General features: G+C 62.9%; 29 protein-coding genes. 16 read left to right on the top strand and 13 right to left on the bottom strand.

What is annotated here, in order from left to right:
- Positions 1-110 precede the first annotated feature (110 nt).
- The 6 genes from lptC (at position 111) to ptsN (ending at position 5362) form a co-directional block, all read left to right on the top strand.
- A complete protein-coding gene (gene lptC / locus NKJ93_RS29390) occupies positions 111-824 on the top strand; it encodes an LPS export ABC transporter periplasmic protein LptC (protein ID WP_023718957.1) in 714 nt (237 codons plus the stop codon).
- The gene (locus NKJ93_RS29385; RefSeq protein ID WP_023718958.1) at positions 811-1422 is read left to right on the top strand and encodes an LptA/OstA family protein; all 612 of its coding nucleotides are present in this window, start codon (positions 811-813) and stop codon (positions 1420-1422) included. The genes lptC and NKJ93_RS29385 overlap by 14 nt, the downstream gene beginning before the upstream one ends.
- Positions 1422-2240, top strand: coding sequence for an LPS export ABC transporter ATP-binding protein (gene lptB / locus NKJ93_RS29380; protein ID WP_023718959.1), 819 nt, complete (start codon positions 1422-1424; stop codon positions 2238-2240). Before NKJ93_RS29385 ends, lptB begins: the two co-directional genes overlap by 1 nt.
- Positions 2241-2438: 198 nt before the next feature.
- Positions 2439-3965, top strand: a complete 1527-nt coding sequence (gene rpoN, locus NKJ93_RS29375) for an RNA polymerase factor sigma-54 (protein ID WP_352483586.1) — start codon at positions 2439-2441, stop codon at positions 3963-3965.
- A 288-nt stretch (positions 3966-4253) separates the two neighbouring features.
- Positions 4254-4838 (top strand): ribosome hibernation-promoting factor, HPF/YfiA family, encoded by a 585-nt coding sequence (gene hpf / locus NKJ93_RS29370; RefSeq protein WP_352483585.1) that lies wholly within the window; start codon positions 4254-4256, stop codon positions 4836-4838.
- Between the two features lie 59 nt (positions 4839-4897).
- Complete coding sequence (gene ptsN, locus NKJ93_RS29365) at positions 4898-5362, top strand: PTS IIA-like nitrogen regulatory protein PtsN (RefSeq protein ID WP_023718962.1); 465 nt, start codon at positions 4898-4900, stop codon at positions 5360-5362.
- Between the two features lie 71 nt (positions 5363-5433).
- Here the strand turns inward: ptsN and NKJ93_RS29360 are convergent, their stop codons facing one another.
- Positions 5434-5691, bottom strand: coding sequence for a BQ00720 family protein (locus NKJ93_RS29360; protein ID WP_352483584.1), 258 nt, complete (start codon positions 5689-5691; stop codon positions 5434-5436).
- 63 nt (positions 5692-5754) lie between these two features.
- On the bottom strand, positions 5755-6180 hold the full coding sequence (locus NKJ93_RS29355; protein ID WP_023718964.1) for an Hsp20 family protein: 426 nt from the start codon (positions 6178-6180) through the stop codon (positions 5755-5757).
- Between the two features lie 144 nt (positions 6181-6324).
- Here NKJ93_RS29355 and NKJ93_RS29350 point away from each other — a divergent pair, with 144 nt between their 5' ends.
- A complete protein-coding gene (locus tag NKJ93_RS29350; RefSeq protein WP_352483583.1) occupies positions 6325-7266 on the top strand; it encodes a nucleoside hydrolase in 942 nt (313 codons plus the stop codon).
- Between the two features lie 6 nt (positions 7267-7272).
- Here NKJ93_RS29350 and NKJ93_RS29345 read toward each other — a convergent pair whose 3' ends face one another.
- The 6 genes from NKJ93_RS29345 to NKJ93_RS29320 all read right to left on the bottom strand — a co-directional run bounded on the left by NKJ93_RS29345 (position 7273) and on the right by NKJ93_RS29320 (position 12277).
- Positions 7273-7509, bottom strand: a complete 237-nt coding sequence (locus NKJ93_RS29345) for a hypothetical protein (RefSeq protein WP_023718966.1) — start codon at positions 7507-7509, stop codon at positions 7273-7275.
- Between the two features lie 249 nt (positions 7510-7758).
- The gene (locus NKJ93_RS29340; RefSeq protein WP_023718967.1) at positions 7759-8079 is read right to left on the bottom strand and encodes a hypothetical protein; all 321 of its coding nucleotides are present in this window, start codon (positions 8077-8079) and stop codon (positions 7759-7761) included.
- Between the two features lie 98 nt (positions 8080-8177).
- Positions 8178-8792 (bottom strand): LysE family translocator, encoded by a 615-nt coding sequence (locus NKJ93_RS29335; protein ID WP_023675274.1) that lies wholly within the window; start codon positions 8790-8792, stop codon positions 8178-8180.
- Between the two features lie 103 nt (positions 8793-8895).
- On the bottom strand, positions 8896-10356 hold the full coding sequence (locus NKJ93_RS29330) for an amidase (RefSeq protein WP_352483582.1): 1461 nt from the start codon (positions 10354-10356) through the stop codon (positions 8896-8898).
- A gap of 6 nt (positions 10357-10362) precedes the next feature.
- Positions 10363-11271 carry a ribokinase gene (locus NKJ93_RS29325; protein ID WP_023718970.1) on the bottom strand — a complete coding sequence of 303 codons (909 nt, stop codon included), beginning with the start codon at positions 11269-11271 and terminating at the stop codon, positions 10363-10365.
- A gap of 112 nt (positions 11272-11383) precedes the next feature.
- Entirely contained in the window at positions 11384-12277 is an 894-nt protein-coding gene (locus tag NKJ93_RS29320) for a methylated-DNA--[protein]-cysteine S-methyltransferase (RefSeq protein WP_023718971.1), read from the bottom strand.
- A gap of 114 nt (positions 12278-12391) precedes the next feature.
- On the opposite strand from NKJ93_RS29320, the gene NKJ93_RS29315 reads away from it, so the two are divergent.
- Together NKJ93_RS29315 and NKJ93_RS29310 are read left to right on the top strand one after the other, a co-directional pair.
- On the top strand, positions 12392-12865 hold the full coding sequence (locus tag NKJ93_RS29315) for a class I SAM-dependent methyltransferase (RefSeq protein WP_352592647.1): 474 nt from the start codon (positions 12392-12394) through the stop codon (positions 12863-12865).
- Between the two features lie 47 nt (positions 12866-12912).
- Positions 12913-13206, top strand: a complete 294-nt coding sequence (locus NKJ93_RS29310) for a hypothetical protein (protein ID WP_352592644.1) — start codon at positions 12913-12915, stop codon at positions 13204-13206.
- 3 nt (positions 13207-13209) lie between these two features.
- Here the strand turns inward: NKJ93_RS29310 and NKJ93_RS29305 are convergent, their stop codons facing one another.
- Positions 13210-13704, bottom strand: coding sequence for a DUF2244 domain-containing protein (locus NKJ93_RS29305; protein WP_023718973.1), 495 nt, complete (start codon positions 13702-13704; stop codon positions 13210-13212).
- Positions 13705-13726: 22 nt separating this feature from the next.
- On the opposite strand from NKJ93_RS29305, the gene nth reads away from it, so the two are divergent.
- Positions 13727-14548: an endonuclease III gene (gene nth / locus NKJ93_RS29300; protein WP_023718974.1), complete on the top strand. Its 822-nt coding sequence runs from the start codon at positions 13727-13729 to the stop codon at positions 14546-14548.
- A gap of 34 nt (positions 14549-14582) precedes the next feature.
- On the opposite strand, the gene NKJ93_RS29295 is transcribed toward nth, so the two are convergent.
- The 4 genes from NKJ93_RS29295 to NKJ93_RS29280 form a co-directional block, all read right to left on the bottom strand.
- On the bottom strand, positions 14583-16094 hold the full coding sequence (locus NKJ93_RS29295) for a tripartite tricarboxylate transporter permease (protein ID WP_352592641.1): 1512 nt from the start codon (positions 16092-16094) through the stop codon (positions 14583-14585).
- Between the two features lie 9 nt (positions 16095-16103).
- Positions 16104-16571 (bottom strand): tripartite tricarboxylate transporter TctB family protein, encoded by a 468-nt coding sequence (locus NKJ93_RS29290; protein WP_023718976.1) that lies wholly within the window; start codon positions 16569-16571, stop codon positions 16104-16106.
- A 76-nt stretch (positions 16572-16647) separates the two neighbouring features.
- The gene (locus NKJ93_RS29285; RefSeq protein WP_023718977.1) at positions 16648-17625 is read right to left on the bottom strand and encodes a tripartite tricarboxylate transporter substrate-binding protein; all 978 of its coding nucleotides are present in this window, start codon (positions 17623-17625) and stop codon (positions 16648-16650) included.
- Positions 17626-17809: 184 nt separating this feature from the next.
- Positions 17810-18265, bottom strand: coding sequence for a DUF2214 family protein (locus NKJ93_RS29280; protein ID WP_352483580.1), 456 nt, complete (start codon positions 18263-18265; stop codon positions 17810-17812).
- Positions 18266-18492: 227 nt separating this feature from the next.
- On the opposite strand from NKJ93_RS29280, the gene NKJ93_RS29275 reads away from it, so the two are divergent.
- The 6 genes from NKJ93_RS29275 (at position 18493) to NKJ93_RS29250 (ending at position 24506) form a co-directional block, all read left to right on the top strand.
- Complete coding sequence (locus NKJ93_RS29275) at positions 18493-18984, top strand: GNAT family N-acetyltransferase (protein WP_352592638.1); 492 nt, start codon at positions 18493-18495, stop codon at positions 18982-18984.
- Between the two features lie 256 nt (positions 18985-19240).
- Positions 19241-20218: a Bug family tripartite tricarboxylate transporter substrate binding protein gene (locus tag NKJ93_RS29270; protein WP_352453995.1), complete on the top strand. Its 978-nt coding sequence runs from the start codon at positions 19241-19243 to the stop codon at positions 20216-20218.
- Positions 20219-20373: 155 nt separating this feature from the next.
- The gene (locus NKJ93_RS29265) at positions 20374-20907 is read left to right on the top strand and encodes a tripartite tricarboxylate transporter TctB family protein (protein ID WP_023718981.1); all 534 of its coding nucleotides are present in this window, start codon (positions 20374-20376) and stop codon (positions 20905-20907) included.
- Positions 20908-20911: 4 nt separating this feature from the next.
- Complete coding sequence (locus NKJ93_RS29260) at positions 20912-22435, top strand: tripartite tricarboxylate transporter permease (RefSeq protein WP_352483579.1); 1524 nt, start codon at positions 20912-20914, stop codon at positions 22433-22435.
- A gap of 15 nt (positions 22436-22450) precedes the next feature.
- Positions 22451-23635: a CaiB/BaiF CoA transferase family protein gene (locus NKJ93_RS29255; RefSeq protein ID WP_023718983.1), complete on the top strand. Its 1185-nt coding sequence runs from the start codon at positions 22451-22453 to the stop codon at positions 23633-23635.
- Positions 23636-23654: 19 nt separating this feature from the next.
- On the top strand, positions 23655-24506 hold the full coding sequence (locus NKJ93_RS29250) for a citryl-CoA lyase (RefSeq protein ID WP_023718984.1): 852 nt from the start codon (positions 23655-23657) through the stop codon (positions 24504-24506).
- Positions 24507-24550 lie beyond the last annotated feature (44 nt).

Genomic DNA, 24550 nt, shown 5'->3' with positions numbered 1-24550 from the left:
TAGGGGCGGCTGTCATATTTTTGCGGTTTTCCTCGGCTTGTGCTTGCTTGAGGGTGCCGGCACCCCACCTATAGGGCGGCCTGGCGGGCAGGGGTTTAGAAGAAGCAGTCATGTTAGCGGGACCAATCGAACCGACCAACACCGAGACGGAGTTGGCTCCCAAGGCCGCAGGCCGGGCGCGGGTCGACGCCTTTGACATCGCGCAGCGTCATTCGCGCCGGGTGCGGATCCTCAAGCTGGCCGTGCCGCTGGTCGCCGCCCTGATCGCGGTCGCGTTTCCGGTCTATTCCTATCTCATGGCTCCCGCTGCAATCGAGGTGCAGGCCGACGGCGGCTCCTTTGCCAATGGCAAGCTGGTGATGGCCAATCCCAAGCTCAACGGCTTCACCAAGCAGAACCTGCCCTATTCGATGACGGCCCTGCGCGCCATACAGGACGTCAGCAAACAAGGCATCATCGATCTGGAAGGCATCAAGGCCAGGCTGCCGATTGCGGCCGACAACACGGCCGCCATCGATGCCGCGCGCGGCACCTATGATCGCGACGGCAACACGTTCAGCCTGACCAGCGACGTGACGGTATCGACCACGGATGGCGTGGTGGCAAAATTCAAATCAGTCTATCTCGACATGGGCGAAGGCACTATGAAGACAAGCGAACCCGTCGATGTCAGCCGCGGCGGGTCCCGGATCAGGGCGGATTCGATGTCGGTCCAGGACAATGGCAAGGTCCTGGTTTTCGAGAACAAGGTGCGCGTCGACATCGATCCCGCCAGTTTGAAGGCGGCAGAGGCAAAGAGCGGAGAGACCAATGCGGTTCAGTAGTTCGGCACGGCGCCTCGCCGCGGTTTCGGCGTTGCTGACCCTCGGGCTGCCATTGGGGCTCACCCTGGGGACGGCTTCGTCGCTGGCGCAGTCCAGCGCCACCAGCCAAATGTCCGGCCTCAGGCTGTCGGGCGACAAGCCGATCCAGATCGAAAGCGACAAGCTCGAGGTGCGCCAGGCGGAAAGCGTCGCCGTCTTCACCGGCAACGTCAACGTCGTCCAGGGTCCAACCGTACTCAAGGCCGGCAAAATGACGGTCTATTACGTCAGGGATGCAGCCGCCGCCAAAGGCGCCGAGCCGGCGGGTGCCGCGGCGATGACCGGATCCGCCAACATCGACCATCTCGTGGTCGACGATAAGGTCTACATCAAATCGGACAATCAGGTTGCCACCGGCGACCGCGGCACCTTCGACATGAAGACCGAGGTGCTGGTGCTTTCGGGCAGCAAGGTCGTGCTCTCGCAAGGCGACAACGTGCTTGTCGGCTGCAAGCTTACCGTGCAGATGAAGAGCGGCCTTGCCCAGGTCGACGCCTGCGGCGGCCGCGTCATGATGTCGATCACGCCGCAGGCGAAGTCTGGAGCAGCGAAACCCTGATGACCGGCATATCGTCGCTGCTGGCGCGTCTTCCAGGGCGCGCCGCCAGCAAACTTGCGGCACCGGCCAGGGTCACCGTCGAAGCGGCAAAGTTCAAGGGAACCTTGATCGCCAAGGGGCTGACCAAAAGCTACAAGGGCCGCAAAGTCGTCAGCGGCGTGACGCTGGGCGTGCGCGCCGGCGAGGCGGTTGGGCTGCTCGGCCCCAATGGCGCCGGCAAGACCACCTGTTTCTACATGGTGACCGGGCTGGTGCCGGTCGACGAAGGCACCATCGAAATCGACGGCTTCGACGTCACGTCGATGCCGATGTATCGCCGCGCCCGTCTCGGCATCGGCTATCTGCCGCAGGAAGCGTCGATTTTTCGCGGCCTGAACGTCGAGCAAAACATCCGGGCCGTGCTCGAAGTGGTCGAAAAGAGCCGCAAGGAGCGTGAGCGCCTGCTCGACGAATTGCTCGAGGAATTCCACATCAGCCATCTGCGCAAGGCTCCATCGCTGTCGCTCTCCGGCGGTGAGCGGCGGCGCCTCGAAATTGCCCGTGCGTTGGCAACCCGCCCCGCCTACATGCTGCTCGACGAACCGTTCGCCGGCATCGACCCGATCGCCGTCGCCGACATCCAGCAGCTCGTGCGCCACTTGACGGCACGTGGCATCGGCGTGCTGATCACCGACCACAATGTGCGTGAGACCCTTGGCCTGATCGACCGCGCCTACATCATCCATGCCGGTCAGGTGCTGACCCATGGCCGAGCCGACGAAATCGTCGCAAATGCCGATGTGCGGCGGCTTTATCTTGGCGAGGGATTTACGCTCTAAATGCGAAATTCCGGTTCGAACGGGATTTCCGGCGTAGTCCGGCAGCTTTTTCTTCGATTTTCTGCCTGAAAAACGCGCTGGCAGGCGAGTTTTTCCGCACCTCGCCTTGACAAGCAAAAGCCGGGCCAGTTTCTATGCTGGCCTGGAAAATTCTTTCCAGCAGTGCGGGTGCGTAGACGGGGCGTTTGAAACCGAACCATGGCGTTGGCGGCAAAACTACAGCTACGACAGTCGCAGTCGCTGGTGATGACGCCGCAGCTGATGCAGTCGATCCGCCTGCTGCAGTTCACCCACCTCGAGCTGGAACGCTTCATCGACGACGAGATCGAACGCAATCCCCTGCTGGAACGCGCCGAACCGCAGGACGACGCCGCCAGCGACCAGGCGCAGAAGAGCGACGCCGCATCGGAACCGGCCGCCGACGGCGACTGGTTCGAAGCGGAGACGGCGTGGAGCGCCGAGGCGATCTCGGAAAAGCTCGATACGTCGCTGGAAAACCTGTTTCCCGACGATCCTGGAACGAGCGAGCGGCTCGGCCCCGACCTGACGGCGCAATGGAAATCGGCGTCCGGCAATAGTTCCGCCTCTTCCTCCGACGGCTTCGACGTCGCGGATATGGCGGCGGCTGCCATCACGCTGCGCGACCATGTCGGCGAGCAGGTGGCGCTCGCCTTCGCCGATCCGGCCGCGCGCCTGATCGCCAGCGAGCTTGCCGACGGCCTCGATGAGGCCGGCTACATGCGTGCGGACATGGCCGAGATCGCGGCCCGCCTCGGCACGGACCCCCCGGCGGTGGCAATGGCGCTGGCGATTTGCCAGACATTCGAGCCCGCCGGCATCTTCGCCCGCGACCTCGCCGAATGCCTGTCGCTGCAGCTTGCCGTGCGCGACCGGCTCGATCCGGCGATGAGGGCATTGATCGCCAATCTCGAACTCCTGGCACGGCGCGATTTCCAGACGCTGAAGCGGATTTGCGGTGTCGACGAGGAGGATCTGCTCGACATGCTGGCCGAGATCCGGGCGCTCGACCCGCGGCCGGGAATGGCGTTTTCGCGCGGTGCCAGCGATGCGATCGTGGCCGACGTCGAGGTGCGCGCAGCCAATGACGGCAGCTGGACGGTCGAGCTCAACGCCGAGACGCTACCGCGCGTGCTGGTCGATCACATCTATTTCGCTCAGGTCACGCCGCATGCGAAAAACCAAGCGGAAAAGGATTTCCTCGCCGAATGCCTGCAGAATGCCAACTGGCTGACGCGCAGCCTCGACCAGCGGGCGAAGACTATCCTGAAGGTCGCCTCCGAGATCGTGCGCCAGCAGGACGCTTTTCTCGTCCACGGCGTGCGGCACCTGAAGCCGCTCAACCTGCGCACGGTGGCGGACGCTATCGGCATGCACGAATCGACGGTCAGCCGGGTCACGGCAAACAAATACATGCTGACGCCGCGCGGCGTGTTCGAGCTGCGCTATTTCTTTACCGCCTCGATCGCTTCGTCGGGTGGCGGCGATGCGCATTCGTCGGAAGCGGTGCGCGACCGCATAAAGCAGCTGATCGACGAGGAGAAAGCCGTCGATGTGCTTTCCGACGATGCCATCGTGGACATGCTGCGGGAAAGCGGCGTCGACATTGCCAGGCGCACGGTTGCCAAATACCGGGAAGGCATGAACATACCCTCTTCGGTGCAACGGCGGCGCGAAAAACGCGCTTTGGCCAGCGCCGGCCGTTGAACTCCGGCAGAATTTCCACAGCTTTCGCGTTCATTGACAAGCGGCAACGAAGTGGCTAGAAGCCCGCCCGCATGAGACGGGCTGGCGAGTGGATTTGAGTTCGCTGATGCCCGCACGAGAGATGGTCCGTCACGACGTAGGCCACGGACGGCCAAGAAGGCGGCTTGTGATCAACCGGAAAGTTCGGATTTAAAATCGGCGCAAGTGACGCCGCAAAGCTTGTGCGCACGGACCACGAGTATAAACTCGGGACAGTTTGAAGCCTGAGCAAGGAAGGTCAGTTTTCAGATGACATTGCGCATATCGGGAAAACACATGGATATCGGCGATGCGTTCCGTACGCGCATCAACGACCGTGTCGGGGAAGTGATCGGGAAATATTTCGATCGGGGCTTTTCAGGGCAAATCGTAGTCGTCAAATCGGGGTCGCGCTACACGGCCGATTGCATGATCCGGCTGGATTCCGGTGCTTCGCTGCAGGCGACCGGCGATGCCCAGGATCCGACGCTTGCCTTCGATGCCGCGGCGGACCGTCTGGAAACCCGCCTCAGGCGCTACAAGCGCCGGCTGAAGTCGCACAATTCAGGCAATAGCAATGGCGAACTCACCGACGTCGCCTATACGGTGATGGCCCCGCTTGCCGATGACGACGAGGAGATACCGGAGAATTTCGCGCCGGCCATCGTCGCCGAATCGACCATGACGCTGCGGACCATGTCGGTGGCGTCAGCCGTGATCGAGCTCGACACCAAGGACAGCCCGGTCCTGGTCTTCCGCAATGCCGGAAACGACCATCTCAACATCGTCTATCGCCGGCCGGACGGGAATATCGGCTGGATCGACCCGTCTACGGCCAAGGTCGCGCAGGGGTAAAAACCAGCCGCACGCAAGCGTGGGGACTGGCGACGGCAGGCGAACAAGGGATTTCAAGCATGGATCTGAGCGATCTCGTCAACGTTCCGGCAATCATGCCGGCGTTGAAGGCGAACTCCAAAAAGCAGCTGCTGCAATTGCTGTCTGAAAGGGCGGCGGCAATTTCCGGCATTCCGGAGCGGGAGGTGTTCGACACCATCCTGCAACGCGAGCGGCTGGGTTCGACCGGCGTCGGCAACGGCATCGCCATTCCGCATGGCAAGCTGGCCGGGGTGAAGCGGATCGCTGGAGTTTTTGCCCGGCTGGAGACACCGGTCGATTTCGAGGCCCTCGACGATCAGCCGGTCGACCTGGTGTTTCTGCTTTTGGCCCCCGAAGGTGCCGGCGCCGACCACCTCAAGGCGCTGTCGCGCATCGCGCGGGTGCTGCGCGATGCCGACACGGTTGCCAAGATCAGGGGCACGCGCGATGCCGTGGCCATCCACGCGCTGCTGTCGGATACACAGGCCTCGCACGCCGCCTGAGTTGATTGGACGCGTTGAAGGGCCGCCGTGAGCGGCCCTGTCCGTTTCAGCCAGATCGGCGCGCCGTGTTGTTAGTGGATAGCGACGGGGGTCAGATCGTTTTCCAAGGCGCCGGCCAGCGCCCGGTCGCGAGCATCCGAAAGCAGGATCGGCTGGCCGTTGGCGGCAAACAGGGCCCACAGTTCCAGCCCGGGCGCGATTTCGCCGAGGCCCGGGAAACGGCCGCGCAGATCGTCGCTCGACACTTTCCTGAGATAGGCGACCGAACCTTCGCCGAGATGAGCGAATTCGCCGCTGGTCATGATGATATTTTCGTCAGTTCTGGTCATTTCAAGCCTCCTTGCCGCGAGACGCCGCTCAAGGCCATCCCGCATGAGAGCTATCGGCAAAACTCAGTCTTTCACCGATATGTTTATTTTTCGTACCAGCCGTTCGGACTCCGGCCGATCGAGATCGATCGACAAGAGGCCGTTCTTCAATTCCGCCGCAATCACCCGCATGCCGTCGGCCAGCACGAAACAGCGCTGGAACTGGCGCGCGGCGATGCCGCGGTGGAGGAATTCGCGCTCGGTGTCGTCGTTCTGACGGCCGCGCACGACCAACTGGTTCTCCTCCGTGGAGACATCGAGATCGCTTTCCGCGAAACCGGCGACGGCGAGCGTGATGCGCAGCCTTTCGGTTTTGCCGTCGGCACCGCTGAGGCGCTCGATGTTGTACGGAGGATAGCTGTCACCCGACTTCGCCAAGCGCTCCAGTGTCTTTTCCATGGAATCGAAACCGAGGAGAAGCGGGCTGGAAAAAGGCGTCATTCGGCTCATGTTACAGTGTCCTCTCAAGAGCGACATAAAGTGGAAAAACCCGGATGGCATTTTTCCCGATGGTCTTGATATGGTCCGCCGCCCGGCAGACTTCAAGCCGTCACACGTCCCGCCCAAAAAGACTTGCCAAAACAAGGAATTGAAATGCCCCAATCCCGCAGGATCATCATCGACACTGACCCCGGTCAGGACGATGCCGTCGCCATATTGCTGGCGCTCGGCAGCGCCGAGCTGGAGATCGTCGGCATCACCGCGGTGGCCGGCAACGTGCCGCTGAAACTCACCGAAAAAAACGCACGCAAGATCTGCGAGTTGGCCGGCCGGCCGGATGTCAAGGTCTATGCAGGCGCCATCCGGCCGCTGGCGCGTGAACTCGTCACCGCCGAGGAAGTGCATGGCAAGACCGGCCTCAACGGACCGCAACTGCCTGAGCCAAAGATGAAGCTGCAGGATCAGTATGCGGTCGATTTCATCGTCGAGACGCTGATGAAGGAGGAGACCGGCACGATCACGCTTTGCGCGCTCGGGCCGCTCACCAATGTTGCGCTGGCGCTGATCCGCGAGCCGAAAATCGCGCCGCGCATCAAGGAGATCGTGCTGATGGGCGGCGGCTTCTTCGAGGGCGGCAACGTCACGCCGACTGCCGAGTTCAACATCTATGTCGACCCGCATGCCGCCGATGTCGTGTTCAAATCCGACATTCCGATCGTGATGATGCCGCTCGACGTCACCCACAAGGCGCTGACCACCGCCAAGCGCACGAAGGCTTTCCGCAAGCTCGGCACCAGGGTCGGCACGGCGACGGCGGACATGCTGGAATTCTTCGAACGCTTCGACGAAGAGAAATACGGCACCGATGGCGGCCCGCTGCACGATCCTTGCGTCATCGCCTATCTGTTGAAGCCGAAGCTGTTCAAGGGCCGCAACTGCAATGTCAGTGTGGAAACCGCCTCGGAGCTCACCATGGGCATGACGGTGATCGACTGGTGGGGAGTGACCAAGCGGCCGAAGAACGCCATGGTGATGCGCGACATCGATCATGATGCGTTTTTCGCGCTGTTGCTGGAAAGGCTGGGGCGGCTTTAGTGCCGCTCAGTCATTGAGCAGGCGGTAGGTGCTGGTGCCGTTATTGCGGTGCTGTTGTTCGATCGAGACTTCCGATCCGATCATGTGGGGCGTCTCCACCTCACCATCGATAAATACCAGTGCGTTGCCGTCATGGAGACGGACTTCATATCTATAATAAAGTCCATGGCCGACGGAACCTTTCGGATTTAGAGGCATCGTCGCAACATCTTCGACGATGCCTCCTATGCGTTGCGTGCCCATGATCGGGCTATTCTGTCTTGTTACAATCGCCACGGCGGCCACAAGAGCGAATGAGCAAAAGAAAGCGACGCCAACGACTGTATCGCGAAACTCTTCCCGAAGCAGAAGAAGGCGGTTTCTAAGAGAAAGATTCGTCGGCCCCATCACTTAGAGTTGAATAGCGTAAGGGCTTTGTTCAAGAGCGATTTCTTCGAAGAGAGCTCTGTCACTCGTTTACCTTCGAAAACAGCTTCATTGATCGATCGCCGTTCAATTTGGAAATCGGTAGAAGACAAAGCCATTGTCGCGCGTGACGCGCTCGATGCCGACGTGCGAGCCGATCAGGCGCGGACGATCGTCGTCGATGAAAACAGATGAACCGTCTTCAAGGACCAGCATGTAGACACTTCGGCCTTTGCCCCAATGGGCACTTTTGACGGCTGCATCGATTGGGTCCACCGAGCGGATCGGGCTGGCGTTATTCGTCCACTTGAGCGGATCGAGGGCCAACACCGCCGCAAACAAAGCAACAATCAGGATCACGCCGATCGCGTGCCTTTTCACATCCACAAAAGTCCATGGCACCGGCATGAACCCCCAACTGTCGATTCATGTGGTGCACAGAAGGCTGACTTTCAATCGGGCTTCCTGTTCCAGGAGATTGCTATTTGCGTCCCGGCTCGCGGCTGTTACTTCGCCTTGGAAAACGCCAGCCACAGGCCGCCGCCCACCAGGAAGCTGCCGCTGATTCGCGACAAGAGCTTGACGCGGCCGGCCGAGAGCAGGCGTCCGGCGCGGCCGGCGGCCAACGCGTAGGTCGAATCCGAGACGGCGGCGAAGATCATGGCGGTGAGACCCATGACGCCGATCTGTAACGCGTAATTGCCTTCGGGGGCGATGAACTGCGGAAAGAAGGCGCCGAAGAACACCAGCGTCTTCGGATTGCTGATCGCCACCAGCAGGCCCTGCAGGAAGAAGCCGCCGCGCGGCTTTTTAGCCGATCCGTCGGCGTTCAGCTTGCCTTTCGAGCGGAACATCTGCACGCCCATCCAGATCAGGTAGGCGGCGCCGATCAGCCGGACCCATTCGAACCAGTGGCCCATGCCGGCGATAAGCGAGGTCAGCCCGATGCCGACGATGGCGATCATGATGGCCAGCCCGGCCTGGGTGCCGGCGACATTGGCGAGGCCGGCGCGCGAGCCGTGGCGGATGCTGTTGGCGATGATCAGCGTGACCGTCGGCCCCGGCACAAGAATGATGACGATGCAAGCGACGACGTAGGTGGCGTAGAGTTCCAGCGACATTTTTCCCTCCGCAGAATGCCGCTCGTGCGGCGCGCTGTCGCGATCAATGCATGGCGATGAGTTGCGTGCAAGCCGGCGAGGCGCCGACAATGCGGAGCTGATTTCAGCAGGCGCCGGCCTGCCATGGTAGCGTTGCCTCATAGGCGGCAGCCGCCCCCAGCACCGAGAGGTCAGCGCGTGGCCGCCCGATCAATTGCATGCCCATCGGCCTGCCCTTGGGGTCGAAGCCCACCGGCACATTGATCGCCGGGCAGCCGCCGAGCGTGGCGAACGCTGAAACCTGCATCCAGCGATGATAGCTGTCCATGGCACGCCCGGCCACTTCCCTTGGCCAGTGGGTGGAGACCTCGAAAGGGAAGACCTGCGCGGTCGGCAGCGCGATGAGATCGAATCGATCGAAGAGCGACAGCAGGGTTTTGTGCCATGACGAGCGCCTCACCGTGGCGGCGTGGATCTGCGGTGCGGTGAGGCCCAGTGCATGTTCCACTTCCCACACGGCCTCCGGCTTGAGAAGGCGGCGTTTCAAGGGATCGTCGTAATGCACCTTGAGCGCACAACCGCTGCTCGCCTGGCGAAGCGTTACAAAGGCCTGCCACAGCGCTTCGAACTCGAATTCCGGCATCAGCGGCTCGGCTTCGAAGGATAGATCCGCTAACCGGCCGAGTGCTGCCTCGCAAAGCTGTAGAATGCCTGCTTCAATCGGCAGATGACCGTCAAGATCGCCGAGCCAGGCGATGCGCCCGCCGGCCGCCCGCGATTCCAGCCCTTCGAGGAACGAGCCTGGCTTATCATGCGACAGCGGCGCGCGAGGATGATAGCCGGCCTGAACGTCGAGCAGCAGGGCGATGTCGCGCACGTTACGCCCCATCGGCCCTTCGACGCCCATTTGCGCATGAAACACATCAAGATCAGGGCCGGCCGGTACCAATCCCTGCGACGGGCGGAAGCCATAGACATTGTTGTAGGCAGCGGGATTGCGCAGCGAACCGCCGAAGTCGCTGCCATCGGCAATGGGAACCATGTCGAGCGCCAGCGCGACCGCCGCGCCGCCGCTCGAGCCGCCGGCGGTCAGCGCTGGGTCGAACGCGTTGAGCGTCTGTCCAAACACGGTATTGTAGGTGTTGGAGCCGAGCCCGAATTGGGGAACGTTGGTCTTGCCGATGATGATGGCGCCGGCCTGCCGAACACGCTCGACGAAGAAGTCGTCTTCCTCAGGCACGAAATCGGCGAAGATCGGCGAGCCGAAGGTGGTTCTCAGGCCTTTTGTCAGCGCAAGATCCTTGATCGCGATCGGCAGACCGAACAGCGATCCGGTATCTGCTCCTCGCGCCAAATGAGCGTCTGCCTCGTCGGCCTCGCGCAGGATGTCGGCACGCTCACGCAATGAAACGATGGCGTTGACCTGTGGGTTCACCGCCTCGATCCGGTCCAGGAATGCAGCGATCACTTCGCGCACCGAAAGCTGCCGGCGCCTGATCCTGTCGGCCAGTTCCACGGCGGACAGGCGGCAGATGTCGCCGGCGGGCGGCACGGCATGCCTGGTGGTCGGGCGCGTGGCTGTCATCGCGCTTCAGCCGGCAGATGTCGGCATGGCGGCGTCGACATCCCTGGCCAGCGGGATGGCAGGCTGGGCGCCGGCTTTCAGGCAGGCCAGCGAACCGGCTGCGGCAGCGCGGGCAAGCGCCTGGTCGAGCGGCAGGCCTGCCGCCAGTCCGGCAGCAAAATAGCCGCAGAACGTGTCGCCGGCGCCGACCGTGTCGAGCGGAGTGATCTTCAGCGCCGGAACCATCAGGAGATCGTCCGGCGTCGCGGCGAGAACGCCGTCTGGGCCAAGCGTGACGACGATGGTGCGGCCAGTTCTCGAGGCATAGTCGCGCATCCGTGCCGGGCGGTCGCGGCCACTCAACGACAGCGCCTCACCATAGAGGTCGAACTCGGTCTCGTTGGCGACGAGATAGTCGGCCTTGCCGAGGAAGCCGGCCGCGTCGCCGTGGAAAGGTGCGGTGTTGAGCACGGTGACCGCGTTGGCCGTCCTTGCCGCGTCAAGCGCTGTCTCGACCGTTTGCAACGGGACCTCCAACTGCAGCAGCACGACATCGCCGTTTTTCAGGAAAGCCTTGGAAAGGTCACCCGGCACGACCGAATCATTGGCGCCCGCCACGACGGCGATCACGTTCTCGCCGTCGGCGCCGACCATGATCAACGCGGTACCCGTCGAGGCAAAGGTCTCGCCGACGCCGGACAGGTCGATCTTGCCGTCGCGCAGCAGCGCCAAAGCCTCGCCGGCGAAGCTGTCCTTGCCGACCGCGCCGACCATGCGCACCTTGGCGCCGGCGCGGGCGGCGGCCAGCGCCTGGTTGGCTCCCTTGCCGCCGGGGGCGGTGGCGAAACCGGAGCCGCGCACCGTTTCGCCGGGACCGGGCAAGCGGTCGACACTGGCGATGAGGTCGAGATTGATGGAACCGATGACGACGATCAAGAAGTGCCTCCCGCTAGCGCATGTCACTCTAATTGCGCGGGAAGCTACTCCGTAAGATCGCTGCTTGTCACCCTCGGGGCCCTTCGCTCCTATCGTTCCATTCGTTGGCTATTCAAGAAGAGACTTGTCCCGCCTCCCAGCCGAGGATGGCGCGTTTGCGCGTCAGGCCCCAATGGTAGCCGGTGAGCGCGCCGGACTTGCCGAGAGCCCGGTGGCACGGCACGACGAAGGACATCGGATTGGCACCGACCGCGGCACCGACAGCCCGGCTGGCGCTCGGTGCGCCGATGCGCGCGGCGATCGAGGAATAGGTGCAGGCCTTGCCCATCGGAATGCGCAGCAAGGCCTCCCAGACGCGGACCTGGAAGTCGGTGCCGATCATGACGACGCGCAGCGGCTGGTCGGCGCGCCACAGCGTCGGATCGAAGATGCGCGCGGCATAGGGCGCCGTCGCCGCCATGTCCTCGACATAGGTCGCATTCGGCCAGCGGCTGGACATGTCGGCAAAGGCCGCGCGCTCGCCGCCGGGGTCGTTGAAGGCGAGGCCGGCAAGGCCGCGGTCCGTCACCATGATCAAAGCGATGCCGAAAGGCGAGATATGATAGCCGTAGCGGATGGTGAGCCCTGCGCCGCGGGTCTTGTAGTCGCCCGGCGACATCGCTTCATGGGTGACGAACAGATCGTGCAGCCGGCCTGGGCCGGACATGCCGAGTTCGAACGAAGTTTCCAGCAGCGGCATGCCGGAATCCAGCAGTTTGCGCGCATGATCGAGGGTGACGGCCTGCAGAAAAGCCTTCGGCGACAGGCCGGCCCAGCGGGTGAACAGCTTCTGCAGCCCGGTCGGCGTCTCGCCGACCTCCTCGGCCAGCACTTCCAACGAAGGCTGGTCGCGATAGTCGAGGCTGATCTTTTCGATGGCACGACGGACGATTTCGTAGTCGCCGCCTTCAGGCGTGATGTCTTTCTGAAGGATTGCTGTCGTTTTGAGAGGCATTTGGGCGTTCATGGTAGTATCTCCTTGAGTGCGAATATCGTCCTTCGCGGCGCCGATCACCACCCGAAACTTGCTTTCCCGCAGCATGTACCCAGATAGAGTTGGCTTTGAATGGGGAGGACAATCATGGCCGGCGAGAAGATGCAGCTGACCAAGGAAAAAGAAACGCTGCTGATCACCGTCTACGGCAAGGCGCTGGAAAGCCGGCTTCCCAACTCGCTGCTGAAAGACCGCTTTGCGGACGAGGCGGTTCGCCGCATCGACTACGATTTCTCGCGGCTCAAGGTCGACAACAATCTCGGCGTCGGTCTGGCGATCCGGGCCAAGACGCTGGACGACTGGGTTTCGGCTTTTCTGGCGAACAACCCGAACGCCATTGTACTGCATCTCGGCTGCGGGCTGGACACACGAATATTCCGTATCGACCCGCCAGCCGGCGTCGACTGGTTCGACGTCGACTACGCCGAAGTCATCGAGCTCAGGCGCAAGCTCTACCCGATGCGCGAGCATTACCACCTGATCGGATCATCCGTCACGGAGCCTGGCTGGTTAGATGAAGTGCCCGGCGATCGCCCGGCGATGGTCGTGGCGGAGGCCTGACCCCCTACCTTGCCGCTGACGAGGGCCCAAGACTGGTTTCGCGGCTTGTGTCGCATCTGGCCAGCGGCGAATTTATCTGCGATGCCTACAGCGACCTGGGTCTAAAGCTCGTGCGCCTCAACCGGTCGTTCCGCGCCACCGGAGCCGAACTCCACTGGGCGATCAACGATCCGCGCGACTTGGAACGGTCAGTGCCCGGCCTGCGGTTGGTCGAGGAAACGATGGCGTACAAACCCGAACATGCCGCCCGTGTGAGCTGGTTCGCCGGACTGGTCTTTCGCCTCTGGAGCCACGTTCCGGCTCTTCGGAGGGTCGGCAGGCTGTTGAGATTTCGGTTTTGATCGTCAGCGCGCCTTGGCGGTCGCCAGAGCGCGCGAAAATGCGGTGGCAAAACTTTCGCGGTCGTCGGGGTTGAGGAAGCCACCGATCGAGACTGTTTTTCCTTGCGCCTCGACCGCCATTCTGGTGATGCCGATTTCGGTGTGGCGGGCGATCGAAAAGCGTGCCCAGAACGGATTGAAGCGATGTGCTTCCGATTTGCCTGACGGGGCAGTCTTGCGGATATCGAGGCTGGTGCGAGACACCGACACCTCCTCGCGAGCCCGAGCGGCACGATAATTGGCGCGGAAGGCGATATAGATGGCAATAACATCGAGGCCGAAGAAGCCGAACACCGGCCAGGCGCCGCGCGACAGGAAAAACGCTCCGGTCACCAGCCACCCGAACAGCAATGCGCCCATCAGGATGACAAAGCCGGTCTTGCCCAGCGACCGGTGCGGTATCAGCAGCGCCTGGAAGAATGGCTCGTCGGCCTGAAATGAGGCGTTTGTGTCGCTCATTACAGAATATTATAGGAAAGCAATGACAAGCCCCAAGTCCAAAAACTCTTCGGCGCTAAAAAAAGACCTGTTGCCCGGCCGCCGCGACGGCTCGAACGCCAAGCCGCGTCCGCGGCCGGCGAGGTCGCGGGCGCTTTACAGCCCGGCCGAGGTGCATGAGATTTTCCGGCGCTTTTCCGTTCAGCGGCCGGACCCGAGAGGCGAACTCGAACATATCAACGCCTTCACGCTGCTGGTGGCGGTGGTGCTTTCGGCGCAGGCGACGGACGCCGGCGTCAACAGGGCGACGCGGGCGCTGTTCAAGATCGCCGACACGCCGCAGAAAATGCTGGCGCTGGGCGAGACCAGGCTCGGCGACCATATCCGCACTATCGGGCTGTGGCGCAACAAGGCCAAGAATGTCATCGCGTTGTCGGAAGCCCTGATCCGCGACCACGGCGGCAAGGTGCCCGATGATCGCGATCAACTGGTCGAGCTGCCGGGTGTCGGCCGCAAGACCGCCAATGTCGTGCTCAACGTCGCCTTCGGCCAGCATACGATGGCGGTCGACACGCACATCTTCCGCATCGGCAACAGGCTCGGCCTGGCGCCGGGCAAGACGCCGGAACAGGTCGAGCAAGGATTCCTGAAGATCATTCCGGACGAATATATGCGACATGCGCATCATTGGCTGATCCTGCACGGCCGCTATGTCTGCAAGGCGCGTAAGCCGGATTGCCCTGCCTGCGTCATCGCCGATATCTGCAAGGCCAAGGAAAAGACGACCAGCGTGCCTGCACCACTGGTCGAGATCGCGCCGCTCGGGCCAGTAGAGGCGGCTACTGAATCAGTGCCAGCCAAGTGACTCTGAAGTTCCTCCTATGTGGCGCCATCCACGTTCAGGAGCTCTCTTCGACAAACACCTCCTCGCGCCTCTTCCTGACCGCGGGGAGAAACACGATGACGAGCACGGCGAGCGCGATGAGGAGCAGGCTGGCGCTGATCGGTCTCGTCACGAAGGTACTCGGATCGCCGCGAGAGAGGATCATGGCGCGGCGCAGGTTTTCCTCGAGCAGCGGGCCGAGCACGAAGCCAAGCAGCAGCGGCGCGGGTTCGCAGCGCAGCTTGGTCAGGAGATAGCCAAGCAAGCCGAAGAGTGCGACTGCATAGAGGTCGTAGACGTTGGTGTTGACGCTGTAAACGCCGATCGAGCAGAACGCCATGATGATCGGGAAGAGCACGTAATACGGGATCGTAAGCAGTTTCACCCAAAGCCCGATTAGCGGCAGATTCAAGACGATCAGCATCAGATTGCCGATCCACATCGAGGTGATGATACCCCAAAACAGTGCAGGCTGTTCGATCGCAACATTGGGGCCGGGTACGATGCCCTGGATGATCATCGCGCCGATCATCAGCGCCATTACCGGGTTGGCCGGAATGCCGAGCGTCAGCATCGGGATAAAGGAGGTTTGTGCGCCGGCATTGTTGGCCGATTCCGGTCCGGCGACGCCTTCGATTGCGCCTTTGCCGAATTCCCCCGGACTTTTCGAGACACGTTTTTCGACGGTGTAGGAGGCAAAGGCGGCAAGGATCGCGCCGCCTCCCGGCAGGATGCCGAGCGCCGAACCGATGATTGTCCCGCGCACGATGGGGGCCGCCATGCGCCGAAAATCTTCGCGGGTCGGCATAAGGCCGGAGATCTTTCGGATCAGCACGGAACGCTCATGCTCGTTTTCGAGGTTGCGCAGTATCTCGGCGACGCCGAAGACACCGACCGCCACTGCGACGAAATTCAGCCCGTCGGCATATTCGCGGATGCCGAGCGTGAAGCGGGGCGTGCCGGTGTAGATATCCGTGCCGACAAGTCCGAGCAGCAGGCCGAGCACGACCATGGCCAGTGCCTTGACGATCGAGCCGTGGGCGAGCGCGACGGACGAGACCAGGCCGACAATCATCAGCGAAAAATACTCGGCTGCGCCGAATCTCAGCGCTATCGCCGTCAGCGGTGGGGCAAAGATGGCGACGAGGAAGGTCGACACCGTGCCGGCAAAGAACGAGCCTATCGCCGCGGTCGCCAGTGCCGCCCCGGCGCGACCGTTCCTGGCCATTTGGTAGCCGTCGATGGCGGTGACGGCCGACGAGGATTCGCCGGGCATGTTGATGAGGATGGCGGTAGTCGAACCGCCATACTGCGCGCCGTAATAGATGCCGGCGAGCATGATGAGGGAGGAAACCGGATCGCCGATCTGGAAGGTGATCGGCAACAGCATGGCAATGGTTGCGGTGGCGCCGATGCCGGGCAGGACACCAATCAGCGTGCCGAGAAGGACGCCGATCAGGCAGAAACCGAGGTTTGCCAAAGATGTGGCCGTCGAAAAGCCGAGTGCGAGATTGTTGAGGAGTTCCATTTCATCTCCTCACAATGATAGGGGCAGCCACGGGCCGAAACGCCGGAACGGCAGGCCGAGTGCGTAGCTGAAGACGACGAATGCGAACAGCGTCAGGCCGGCCGACAGCACGAGCGCGGTCAGCGGCTTCATACGGCCGCTGCCGAACGATGCGATTAGCGCCGTCAGGAAGATCGAGGGGATAAAGCCGAGGCCGCGCACCGTCAGGCCGAAGAAGATCGGAGCGGGCAGAATGAACAGCATGCCGCGCCACGCGATGTGGCCGATCGGGTCGCTCTCGAAACGCACCGCTTGGACGAGGATGACGGCGCCAAGCAGGATCAGCACGATCGCCAGCACCAGCGGGAAATAGCCCGGTCCCATACGGAAGGCGGTGCCGATTTCGAGGCCGAGCGACTGCAGCGCGAAAAATGCGCCGAGGAAGATGAACAGCGCTGCGCAAATGCCGTTGGTTCTGTCGATTGCGAACGGTTTCATGACGTCCTCCCGGGCCGCGCCGCGGGCTTGCCCATGCCGTGTAAAAACGGGGCGCTGGTGGCGCCCCGTTCAAGCTTTAGTCGGCGTACTGGCCGGCCGCTTCGATGATAGGCTTCCACCGCGCGATCTCACTTTCCAGCTTGGCCTTGAGCGCGGCCGGCGTGGCGTCGGCCTCGGGCGACGGCTTGGTGCCGAGTTCGGCAAAGCGGGCGACGACGTTCTGATCCTTCAGCGCCACCTGCAGCGATTTCGACAGGCGCTCGGTGATCTCGGCCGGCGTGCCCTTGGGTGCATAGATTCCGTGCCAGATGCCGACCTGCACCTGCGGAAGGCCGGCTTCCGTCGTTGTCGGCACGTCCGGAAGCACGTCGAGGCGTTGCGCCGAGGTTACGGCATAGCCCTTGATCGTGCCGCCCTGGATCTGCTTGGTGGTGTTGGTCGTCTGGTCGCACATGATGTCGACCTGGCCGCCGAGAAGGTCGGTCATGGCCGGGCCAGTGCCTTTGTAGGGAACGGTGACCAGCGGCGTGCCGATGGCGCTCATGAACAGCATGCCGCACAGATGCGAGGCCGCGCCTATCCCGGCATTGGCGACGGTGACGGTGTCCTTGTTGGCCTTGGCATAGTCGACCAGTCCCTTCAGATCGGTCGGCTCGAGATCCTTGCGGCCGACGATGGTCATCGGCACTTCTGTGACGAGACCGATATATTCGAACGCGTTCAGCGTGTCGTAGGCGAGGTTCCTATACAGCGTCGCGCTGGTCGCCATGCCGATGTGATGCAGGAGCAGCGTATAGCCGTCAGGATCGGCATTCGCGACGCGGCCGGCGCCTAGCGTGCCGCCGGCGCCGCCGACATTCTCGACGATGACCTGCTGGCCGAGGTCCTTCGACATGGCTTCCGCGACAAGACGCGTGACGGTGTCGGTTGGGCCGCCGGCCGAAAACGGCACGACAACGGTGATGGTGCGTTCGGGGTACGTCTGCGCGCCCGCGGCCAACGGGTAAAGCATGGCGACCGCAACGGCAGCCAGCGCGGCGACGAATTTTCTCATCGTGATTTCCTCCCAGAATACGAATTACCAACCGCTGCGCGGAGTTCCTCTCAAACCGAATGTAGATGGAGCAATAACTAGCGCAACCCGACAAATGACAATCGCCTCAAACGGCAAACTGCACGTTTGTCCGCGCAAATGAGTGGAAAGGTCGGGCCGCGCGATGCCCTTCCTCCGACCTATCTTAATAGCCGTAGCCGCGCGCCATCGCCGCCGCGAACACCGGGATCAACAGGAAGATGAATGCCTCCGTGCGGACATAGGTGCGAACGGACGCTAGCTCCGCCGCAGGCACCTGGAAGCCGGGACTGGCGCTCGCCTGCCTGCTCCAGGACAGGAATCGGACGGTCGGGATAATCGACAACAGGCCGACAATTGCGAAAGCGGCCATCTTTGCCCAGAACATCCAGTTGTAGACGTAGAATTCCCAGCCCTTGAGACCATAGATGACGCGGCCGATGCCGACGACGATGATCAGCATGGCAATGATGCCGTAATGGCGATCGATACCGACAAGCCGCTTCAGCGTCGCGGCGGACAGGTCGCTGCGGATCAGGACGAATTCGGCGCCGATGATGCCTGCCAGCGAAAACACCAGCAGATGATGGAAGATGGTAAGCACAAGGTCGGTGGTGTCCATGCTGTTTCCCCTCTGTCGGACGGCAGCGCCGAAACCGAACGCAGTGAACCAAATACTGGCGAAAAACTAACACCGCTTGGCGGGATTCACATCAGCCTGGAAGATGATCTACACAGCCTTGGTTCTTGTTTTACGCAACGGATTTTGATTCCCCATTTTATGCATGTCGCTGTCCTAACCGTTGGATGACCGGCATTAGGCACCGGCAACACAACCGAGGCATGACCATGACCAGTCCGCAGACGATTGTCGCCCCAGTGATTGAGACCTCTCGCACGGTCCTGCGACCGCACCGGCTGGACGATTTCGACGCCTATGTCGCAATGTGGGCCGATCCCGTCGTCACCCGTTTTATCGGCGGCAAGCCGCGCACGCGGGAGGAAAGCTGGATGCGTTTCCTGCGCCATGCCGGCCTGTGGTCGCTTCTGGGCTACGGCTTCTGGGCGGTCGAGGAAAAGGCGACCAGCCGCTTCATCGGCGAGGCCGGCTTCCACGATCTGAAACGCGACATGACGCCGTCGATCGAGGGCATTCCGGAGGCCGGATGGGCTCTGGTTTCGGGCGTGCATGGCCAGGGGTTGGCCAGCGAAGTCGTCGCACGGGTGCTTGCCTGGGGCGATGAGGCATTTGCAGCCGCGAAGACCGTCTGCATCATCGATCCGGAAAACACCGGCTCGCTGAACGTCGCGGCAAAATGCGGTTATGGCGAAGTGCTGTGAACCGTCTATCAAGACAAGCCGACCATCCTGCTGCAGCGGCAGCCCTGACCGATGCTGTCTGGGCACTGCCTGCCACATCGTAGTCGGGCGTCGAGTTCGCCAGCCTGAACATCGCACGGGCCGATTGTGGCGCATGGGGAGTGTTCTGTCTTTGACAGGATGACGCAAACTCTGCATGAATTTTATCGAGCGGGTCTGAATTCAGGCTACGTTTCTGGCAGGCACCGGAGGAGGTGTCGCGATTTGGAGGAATCCCATGCTGAACAGACGCAGATTCTTGATGAGCACCGCGGCGGCAGGTGCTGCCGGGCTCGCGGCATCGCATTTTATCCCCGCTTTCGCGCAGGACGCACCGCAGCTGCAGATTTTCGTGCCGGCGGCGCCGGGCGGCGGCTGGGACCAGACGGCGCGCGCCATGGACCAGGTGCTGCGCAGTGAAAAGCTGATCTCCGGCTCGCAGATCACCAATGTCGGCGGCGCCGGTGGCACCGTCGGCCTGCCGCAGTTCGTCAACCAGTGGAAGGGCAAGGGCAATGCGCTGATGGTGGCTGGCATGGTCATGGTCGGCGCCATCATCGCCAACAAGGCGGCCAACAACCTTACCGAGGTCACCCCGATCGCCCGCCTTACCGGCGAGTTCGAGGCGCTTGTGGTGCCGGCCGCCTCGCCGTTCAAGACTGCGGCCGACTTCGTTGCCGCCCTCAAGGCCGACCCGACGCAGGTTCCAGTCGCCGGCGGTTCGGCCGGCGGCTCGGACCACATCTTGTTCGGCCTCATCGCCAAGACCGTCGGTGTTCCTGCAACCAACCTGTCCTATGTGCCGTTCGCCGGCGGCGGCGAGGCGCTGTCGGCGCTGCTCGGCAACCAGGTCGCGGCCGGCATCTCGGGCTATGGCGAGTTCGCCGAACAGGTCAAGGCGGGCGCGCTGCGGCTGCTGGCGATATCTGCCGACAAACGCCAGGAGGGCATCGATGCTCCGACCATGAAGGAAGCCGGCATCGACGTCGAGCTGTTCAACTGGCGCGGCGTCTTCGCGCCGCCCGGCGTCTCGGACGCCGACAAGGCAGCAATGATCAAGCTGATCGAGACGATGGCCAAGAGCGACGCCTGGGCCACCGAATGCAAGAACCGCAACTGGACGCAGATCCTGCTCACCGGTGACGACTATGCGAAATTCGTCGCCGAAGACACGGCCCGCATCGGGACGATCCTCAAGGACCTCGGCCTGGCGTGATGCTCTCGGCAAGGGGCGGCCTGCGCCAACCCTTGCCGACTTTCGCCAGCCGCATGGACATACGCGGCGCCGGAGGTGAAACTACGCCGAGATCGGCCGAGTGAGACCGGTCCAAGGAGAACCGGCCCCAAGGGACCGACATTGGGAGGACGATGATGAGCACCAGCGACCAGCAGGCGCCGCCGCGCCTTGCAGTGCCCGAACTGCTGATCGGCGTTGGGCTCCTCGCCTGTGCGGGTGCGGTTGCCTGGCAGACGCTGGCAATCCCGGTGTCGCCGCTCTATTCCAAGGTCGGTCCGACCGTCTTTCCCTACATCACCATGACGGGGATGGTGATCCTGTCGCTGCTGCTCATCATTGCCGCCTTGCGGGGCGGATGGCAGCCGGAGGACGAAAAGGAGACGCCGACCGACTGGAAGGCGATGGGCATCGTCGTCCTCGGACTGATCGCCAACCTCGTGCTGATCCAGCCGCTCGGCTTTACCGCCGCATCTGTCATCATGTTCGTTCTCATCTGCCACGGTTTCGGCAGCCGGCGTCCGCTGCGTGACGTGCTGCTCGGTCTGATCCTGGCGCTGGCCGCCTATTTCGGCTTTGCCAGGGCACTCGGCGTCAATATCGGCGCCGGCTTCATCGAAAACCAGCTGAACGCGATCGTCGATTCGGTCGTTGCCGTGCTGAGGGGCTGACGCCATGGAAACGCTCGGCCATCTCGCGCACGGATTTTCGGTCGCCTTCTCGCCGATCAATCTCATATGGTGCCTGGTCGGCACCACGCTGGGGACTGCGATCGGCGTGCTGCCCGGCCTCGGACCGGCATTGACCATCGCGTTGCTGTTGCCGATCACCTACCAGGTGGCGCCGGAGGCGTCGTTCATCCTGTTTGCCGGCATCTATTACGGCGCCATGTATGGCGGCTCGACGACATCGATCCTGCTCAACACGCCTGGCGAAAGCGCCACTATCGTCACCGCGCTGGAAGGCAACCGGATGGCCCGCTCCGGCCGTGGCGGTGCGGCCTTGGCAACCTCGGCGATCGGCTCCTTCGTCGCCGGCACGCTGGGCACGATCGGCGTTGCCTTCCTGGCGCCGATCGTCGTCAAATTCGCGCTGGCTTTCGGTCCGGCCGAATATTTCTCGCTAATGGTGCTGGCCTTCATCACGGTTTCGGCGGTGCTCGGCTCGTCGTCGGTGCGCGGCCTGACCAGCCTGTTCGTCGGCTTCGTCGTCGGCATGATAGGCGTCGATCTGCAGACGGGGCAGCCGCGCTTCACCTTCGGCATGAGCGAATTGTTGGACGGCGTCGACGTCATCGTCGTCGCCGTTGGCCTGTTCGCCGTTGGCGAGACGCTTTACATGGCCTCGCGCCGCTATGCCGGCAAGGACGACATCGTGCCGTTGAAAGGGTCGCTCTACATGACCGCGGCTGAATGGTCGCGCTCGTGGAGGCCATGGCTGCGCGGCTCCCTGATCGGCTTCCCGATCGGCGCCATGCCGGCCGGCGGCGCCGAAATCCCGACCTTCCTCTCCTATGCCATCGAGAAGAAACTCTCCAGACACAAGGAGGAGTTCGGCACGGTCGGTGCCATCGAGGGCGTTGCCGGGCCGGAAGCGGCCAATAATGCATCCGCCGCCGGCGTGCTGGTGCCGATGCTGACGCTCGGCCTGCCGACCTCGGCGACGGCCGCGATCATGCTGTCGGCATTTCAGAGCTACGGCATCAATCCGGGGCCGCTGCTGCTGACGACGCAGGCCGACCTGGTGTGGGGGCTGATCGCCAGCCTGTTCATCGCCAATGTCATCCTCGTCGTCCTCAACCTGCCGCTGATCGGGCTCTGGGTGCGATTACTGAAGATTCCGGCGCCGCAGCTCTATGCCGGCATTCTGGTGTTCGCCACGGTCGGCACCTACGGCATTTCGCAATCGCCGATCGACCTCATCATCCTCTATCTGCTCGGTGCCGCCGGCTTCCTGATGCGGCGTTTCGATTTCCCGACCGCGCCAGTCATCATCGGCATGATTCTCGGGCCGCTTGCCGAAACGCAGTTCCGCCGCGCGATGACCATCTCGAACGGCGATTGGACGGTGTTCTACAAGCATCCGCTGTCGCTGACGCTGCTGACGCTGGCCTTCATCGGGTTGGTTGGACCGCATATCTGGGCCTACATCGAGCACAGGCGCATGCGCGGACCGGAGCACGTGCCGGGCGATGCCTGAGCTGTTCGTGACGTCATGACAGACCTGCTTTCCGGCATCCGCATCCTTGACCTGACCAATGTGCTGGCCGGCCCCTATTGCGCCTACCAGCTGGCATTGCTCGGGGCCGACGTCATCAAGGTCGAGACGCCGCAAGGCGGTGATCTGGCGCGCCAGCTTGGCGCCTCGCCGGAGCTCAACCGGGTGGGCATGGGCGCTTCGTTCCTGGCGCAGAATGCCGGCAAACGCTCGGTGGCGCTCGATCTCAAGCAGGAGGCCGACCGCGAACGCTTCCTCGATCTGGTCGCTTCGGCCGACGCGCTGGTCGAGAATTTCCGCCCCGGCGTCATGGACCGGCTGGGGCTTGGCCATGCCAGGCTGAAGGAGGTCCGGCCAAGCCTTGTCTATTGTGCGATATCGGGCTTCGGCCAGACCGGGCCGATGCGCGACAATCCAGCCTATGACCAGATCATCCAGGGTCTTTCCGGCATCATGAGCATCACCGGTACACCGGAAACGGCGCCGCTGCGTGTCGGCTATCCCGTCGCCGATACGCTTGGCGGGCTGGTCGGGGCGTTCGCCATTACCGCCGCGCTGGTCAAGCAGAAGACGACAGGCGAGGGTGCGTTCCTCGACGTCTCTATGCTCGAATGCACGCTTTCTGCGCTCGGCTGGCCGGTGTCGAACTATCTGACGGCGGACGTCGAGCCGCAGCCGATGGGCAATGAAAACATGACGGCCGCACCGTCTGGCGCGTTTCGCACCGGCGACGGCTTGCTCAACATCGCAGCCAACAAGCAGGAGCAGTTCGTCACACTGTGCCGGTTGATCGATCGGCCGGAGCTGGCGTCGGATGTCCGCTTTGCCGAGCGCGAAACGCGCAAGCAGAACCGCATTGCATTGAAAGCGCTGATCGAGGATGCCTTGGCGAGCGGCTCTGCCGCCGCCTGGGAGGAGACGTTCAATCGCGCCGGCGTGCCGGCAGGCCGGGTGCTGACAATCCCGCAGGTACTGCAAGAGCAACAGGTGATCCAGCGCGGCATGACGGCGCGCTTCCAGGCTGTGTCCGGGATGGACCGGCCGCTGATCGTGGTGCGCGGCGGCTTCATGGTCGATGGCGAGGCACCTTTGCCGAGCAGGCCGCCGCCGGGGCTCGGCGAGCATATGGACGAGGTTTTTGCCGGTTTGCCGCCACGCGCCAAGAAAAGAGCGAAGGTATGAGCGGCACGGAAAAGAAGGCATGAGCGACACGGAAAACAAGACTGGCCGCGCGCGCGGCGAGGAATGGTGGCAGACCGGCATCATCGAGATGCGGCCCGGCGTCATCCGGCTGCGCGGCTATGAGATCCAGGATCTGATCGGCCGCGTCAGCTTTCCCGCAATGATCTGGCTGATGATGCGCGGCGAACTGCCAAGCGAGGAGCAGGCGACGCTGCTTGGCATCGCGCTGGGTGCCGCCGTCGACCACGGACCGCAGGCGCCGTCGATCGCCATCGCCCGTATGGCGATCACTTGCGGCGTCGGCATCAACAGCGCCATGGCGTCGGCCATCAACGTGCTTGGCGACGTGCATGGCGGCGCCGGCGAACAGGCGCTTTCCTTCTACGGAGACATCGCCGCCGAACTGGACGCCGGCGTGCCGCTCGCGGACGCCGTGTCGGCGCGGGTTGATCGTTTCCTTGCTGGGGAAGACGGTTATGTGCCGGGGCTCGGCCATCGTTTCCATCCGGTCGACCCGCGGGCACCCCGCCTCATCGAGCTGACCCGCGACTTTGCCGCGCTCGGCGTTGTCAGCGGGCGCTTCGCCGACATCGCCGAGGCGATCGAGGCCGAGGTTGCGCGGCGCAAGGGCAAAAAAATCCCGCTCAATATCGACGGCGCCACGGCCGTCATCTACGGAGAGCTCGGCTTCCCGCCGCCGCTGACGCGAGGCCTTTTCGTACTGTCGCGCTCGGTCGGCATCCTGGCCCATGCATGGGAACAGTCGCAGGAAAGCGACCGCAACAAAGGGCCGCTGCCGCGCGAATGGCTGTGGGCCTATACCGGCACGCCGGCGCGGCCTTTGCCCGAGGAAGACGAAGGCAGCCAGTGAGATGTCGGTTCAAGCGACAGCGGAGGGCGCTGGAGCCAATTCCC

It is taken from the genome of Mesorhizobium sp. M0028 (assembly GCF_040323855.1).
Classification (GTDB): Bacteria; Pseudomonadota; Alphaproteobacteria; order Rhizobiales; family Rhizobiaceae; genus Mesorhizobium.
Note: the sequence above shows the minus strand (reverse complement) of the source record. Positions and strands in the feature narration are given on the sequence as shown.

Excerpts from the sequence above, each read along its gene's own strand:
- lptC (WP_023718957.1), top strand. The coding sequence starts at position 111 with ATGTTAGCGGGACCAATCGAACCGACCAACACCGAGACGGAGTTGGCT.
- NKJ93_RS29385 (WP_023718958.1), top strand. The coding sequence starts at position 811 with ATGCGGTTCAGTAGTTCGGCACGGCGCCTCGCCGCGGTTTCGGCGTTG.
- lptB (WP_023718959.1), top strand. The coding sequence starts at position 1,422 with ATGACCGGCATATCGTCGCTGCTGGCGCGTCTTCCAGGGCGCGCCGCC.
- rpoN (WP_352483586.1), top strand. The coding sequence starts at position 2,439 with ATGGCGTTGGCGGCAAAACTACAGCTACGACAGTCGCAGTCGCTGGTG.
- hpf (WP_352483585.1), top strand. The coding sequence starts at position 4,254 with ATGACATTGCGCATATCGGGAAAACACATGGATATCGGCGATGCGTTC.
- ptsN (WP_023718962.1), top strand. The coding sequence starts at position 4,898 with ATGGATCTGAGCGATCTCGTCAACGTTCCGGCAATCATGCCGGCGTTG.
- NKJ93_RS29360 (WP_352483584.1), bottom strand. The coding sequence starts at position 5,691 with ATGACCAGAACTGACGAAAATATCATCATGACCAGCGGCGAATTCGCT.
- NKJ93_RS29355 (WP_023718964.1), bottom strand. The coding sequence starts at position 6,180 with ATGAGCCGAATGACGCCTTTTTCCAGCCCGCTTCTCCTCGGTTTCGAT.
- NKJ93_RS29350 (WP_352483583.1), top strand. The coding sequence starts at position 6,325 with ATGCCCCAATCCCGCAGGATCATCATCGACACTGACCCCGGTCAGGAC.
- NKJ93_RS29345 (WP_023718966.1), bottom strand. The coding sequence starts at position 7,509 with ATGGGCACGCAACGCATAGGAGGCATCGTCGAAGATGTTGCGACGATG.
- NKJ93_RS29340 (WP_023718967.1), bottom strand. The coding sequence starts at position 8,079 with ATGCCGGTGCCATGGACTTTTGTGGATGTGAAAAGGCACGCGATCGGC.
- NKJ93_RS29335 (WP_023675274.1), bottom strand. The coding sequence starts at position 8,792 with ATGTCGCTGGAACTCTACGCCACCTACGTCGTCGCTTGCATCGTCATC.
- NKJ93_RS29330 (WP_352483582.1), bottom strand. The coding sequence starts at position 10,356 with ATGACAGCCACGCGCCCGACCACCAGGCATGCCGTGCCGCCCGCCGGC.
- NKJ93_RS29320 (WP_023718971.1), bottom strand. The coding sequence starts at position 12,277 with ATGAACGCCCAAATGCCTCTCAAAACGACAGCAATCCTTCAGAAAGAC.
- NKJ93_RS29315 (WP_352592647.1), top strand. The coding sequence starts at position 12,392 with ATGGCCGGCGAGAAGATGCAGCTGACCAAGGAAAAAGAAACGCTGCTG.
- NKJ93_RS29305 (WP_023718973.1), bottom strand. The coding sequence starts at position 13,704 with ATGAGCGACACAAACGCCTCATTTCAGGCCGACGAGCCATTCTTCCAG.
- nth (WP_023718974.1), top strand. The coding sequence starts at position 13,727 with ATGACAAGCCCCAAGTCCAAAAACTCTTCGGCGCTAAAAAAAGACCTG.
- NKJ93_RS29295 (WP_352592641.1), bottom strand. The coding sequence starts at position 16,094 with ATGGAACTCCTCAACAATCTCGCACTCGGCTTTTCGACGGCCACATCT.
- NKJ93_RS29290 (WP_023718976.1), bottom strand. The coding sequence starts at position 16,571 with ATGAAACCGTTCGCAATCGACAGAACCAACGGCATTTGCGCAGCGCTG.
- NKJ93_RS29285 (WP_023718977.1), bottom strand. The coding sequence starts at position 17,625 with ATGAGAAAATTCGTCGCCGCGCTGGCTGCCGTTGCGGTCGCCATGCTT.
- NKJ93_RS29280 (WP_352483580.1), bottom strand. The coding sequence starts at position 18,265 with ATGGACACCACCGACCTTGTGCTTACCATCTTCCATCATCTGCTGGTG.
- NKJ93_RS29275 (WP_352592638.1), top strand. The coding sequence starts at position 18,493 with ATGACCAGTCCGCAGACGATTGTCGCCCCAGTGATTGAGACCTCTCGC.
- NKJ93_RS29270 (WP_352453995.1), top strand. The coding sequence starts at position 19,241 with ATGCTGAACAGACGCAGATTCTTGATGAGCACCGCGGCGGCAGGTGCT.
- NKJ93_RS29265 (WP_023718981.1), top strand. The coding sequence starts at position 20,374 with ATGAGCACCAGCGACCAGCAGGCGCCGCCGCGCCTTGCAGTGCCCGAA.
- NKJ93_RS29260 (WP_352483579.1), top strand. The coding sequence starts at position 20,912 with ATGGAAACGCTCGGCCATCTCGCGCACGGATTTTCGGTCGCCTTCTCG.
- NKJ93_RS29255 (WP_023718983.1), top strand. The coding sequence starts at position 22,451 with ATGACAGACCTGCTTTCCGGCATCCGCATCCTTGACCTGACCAATGTG.
- NKJ93_RS29250 (WP_023718984.1), top strand. The coding sequence starts at position 23,655 with ATGAGCGACACGGAAAACAAGACTGGCCGCGCGCGCGGCGAGGAATGG.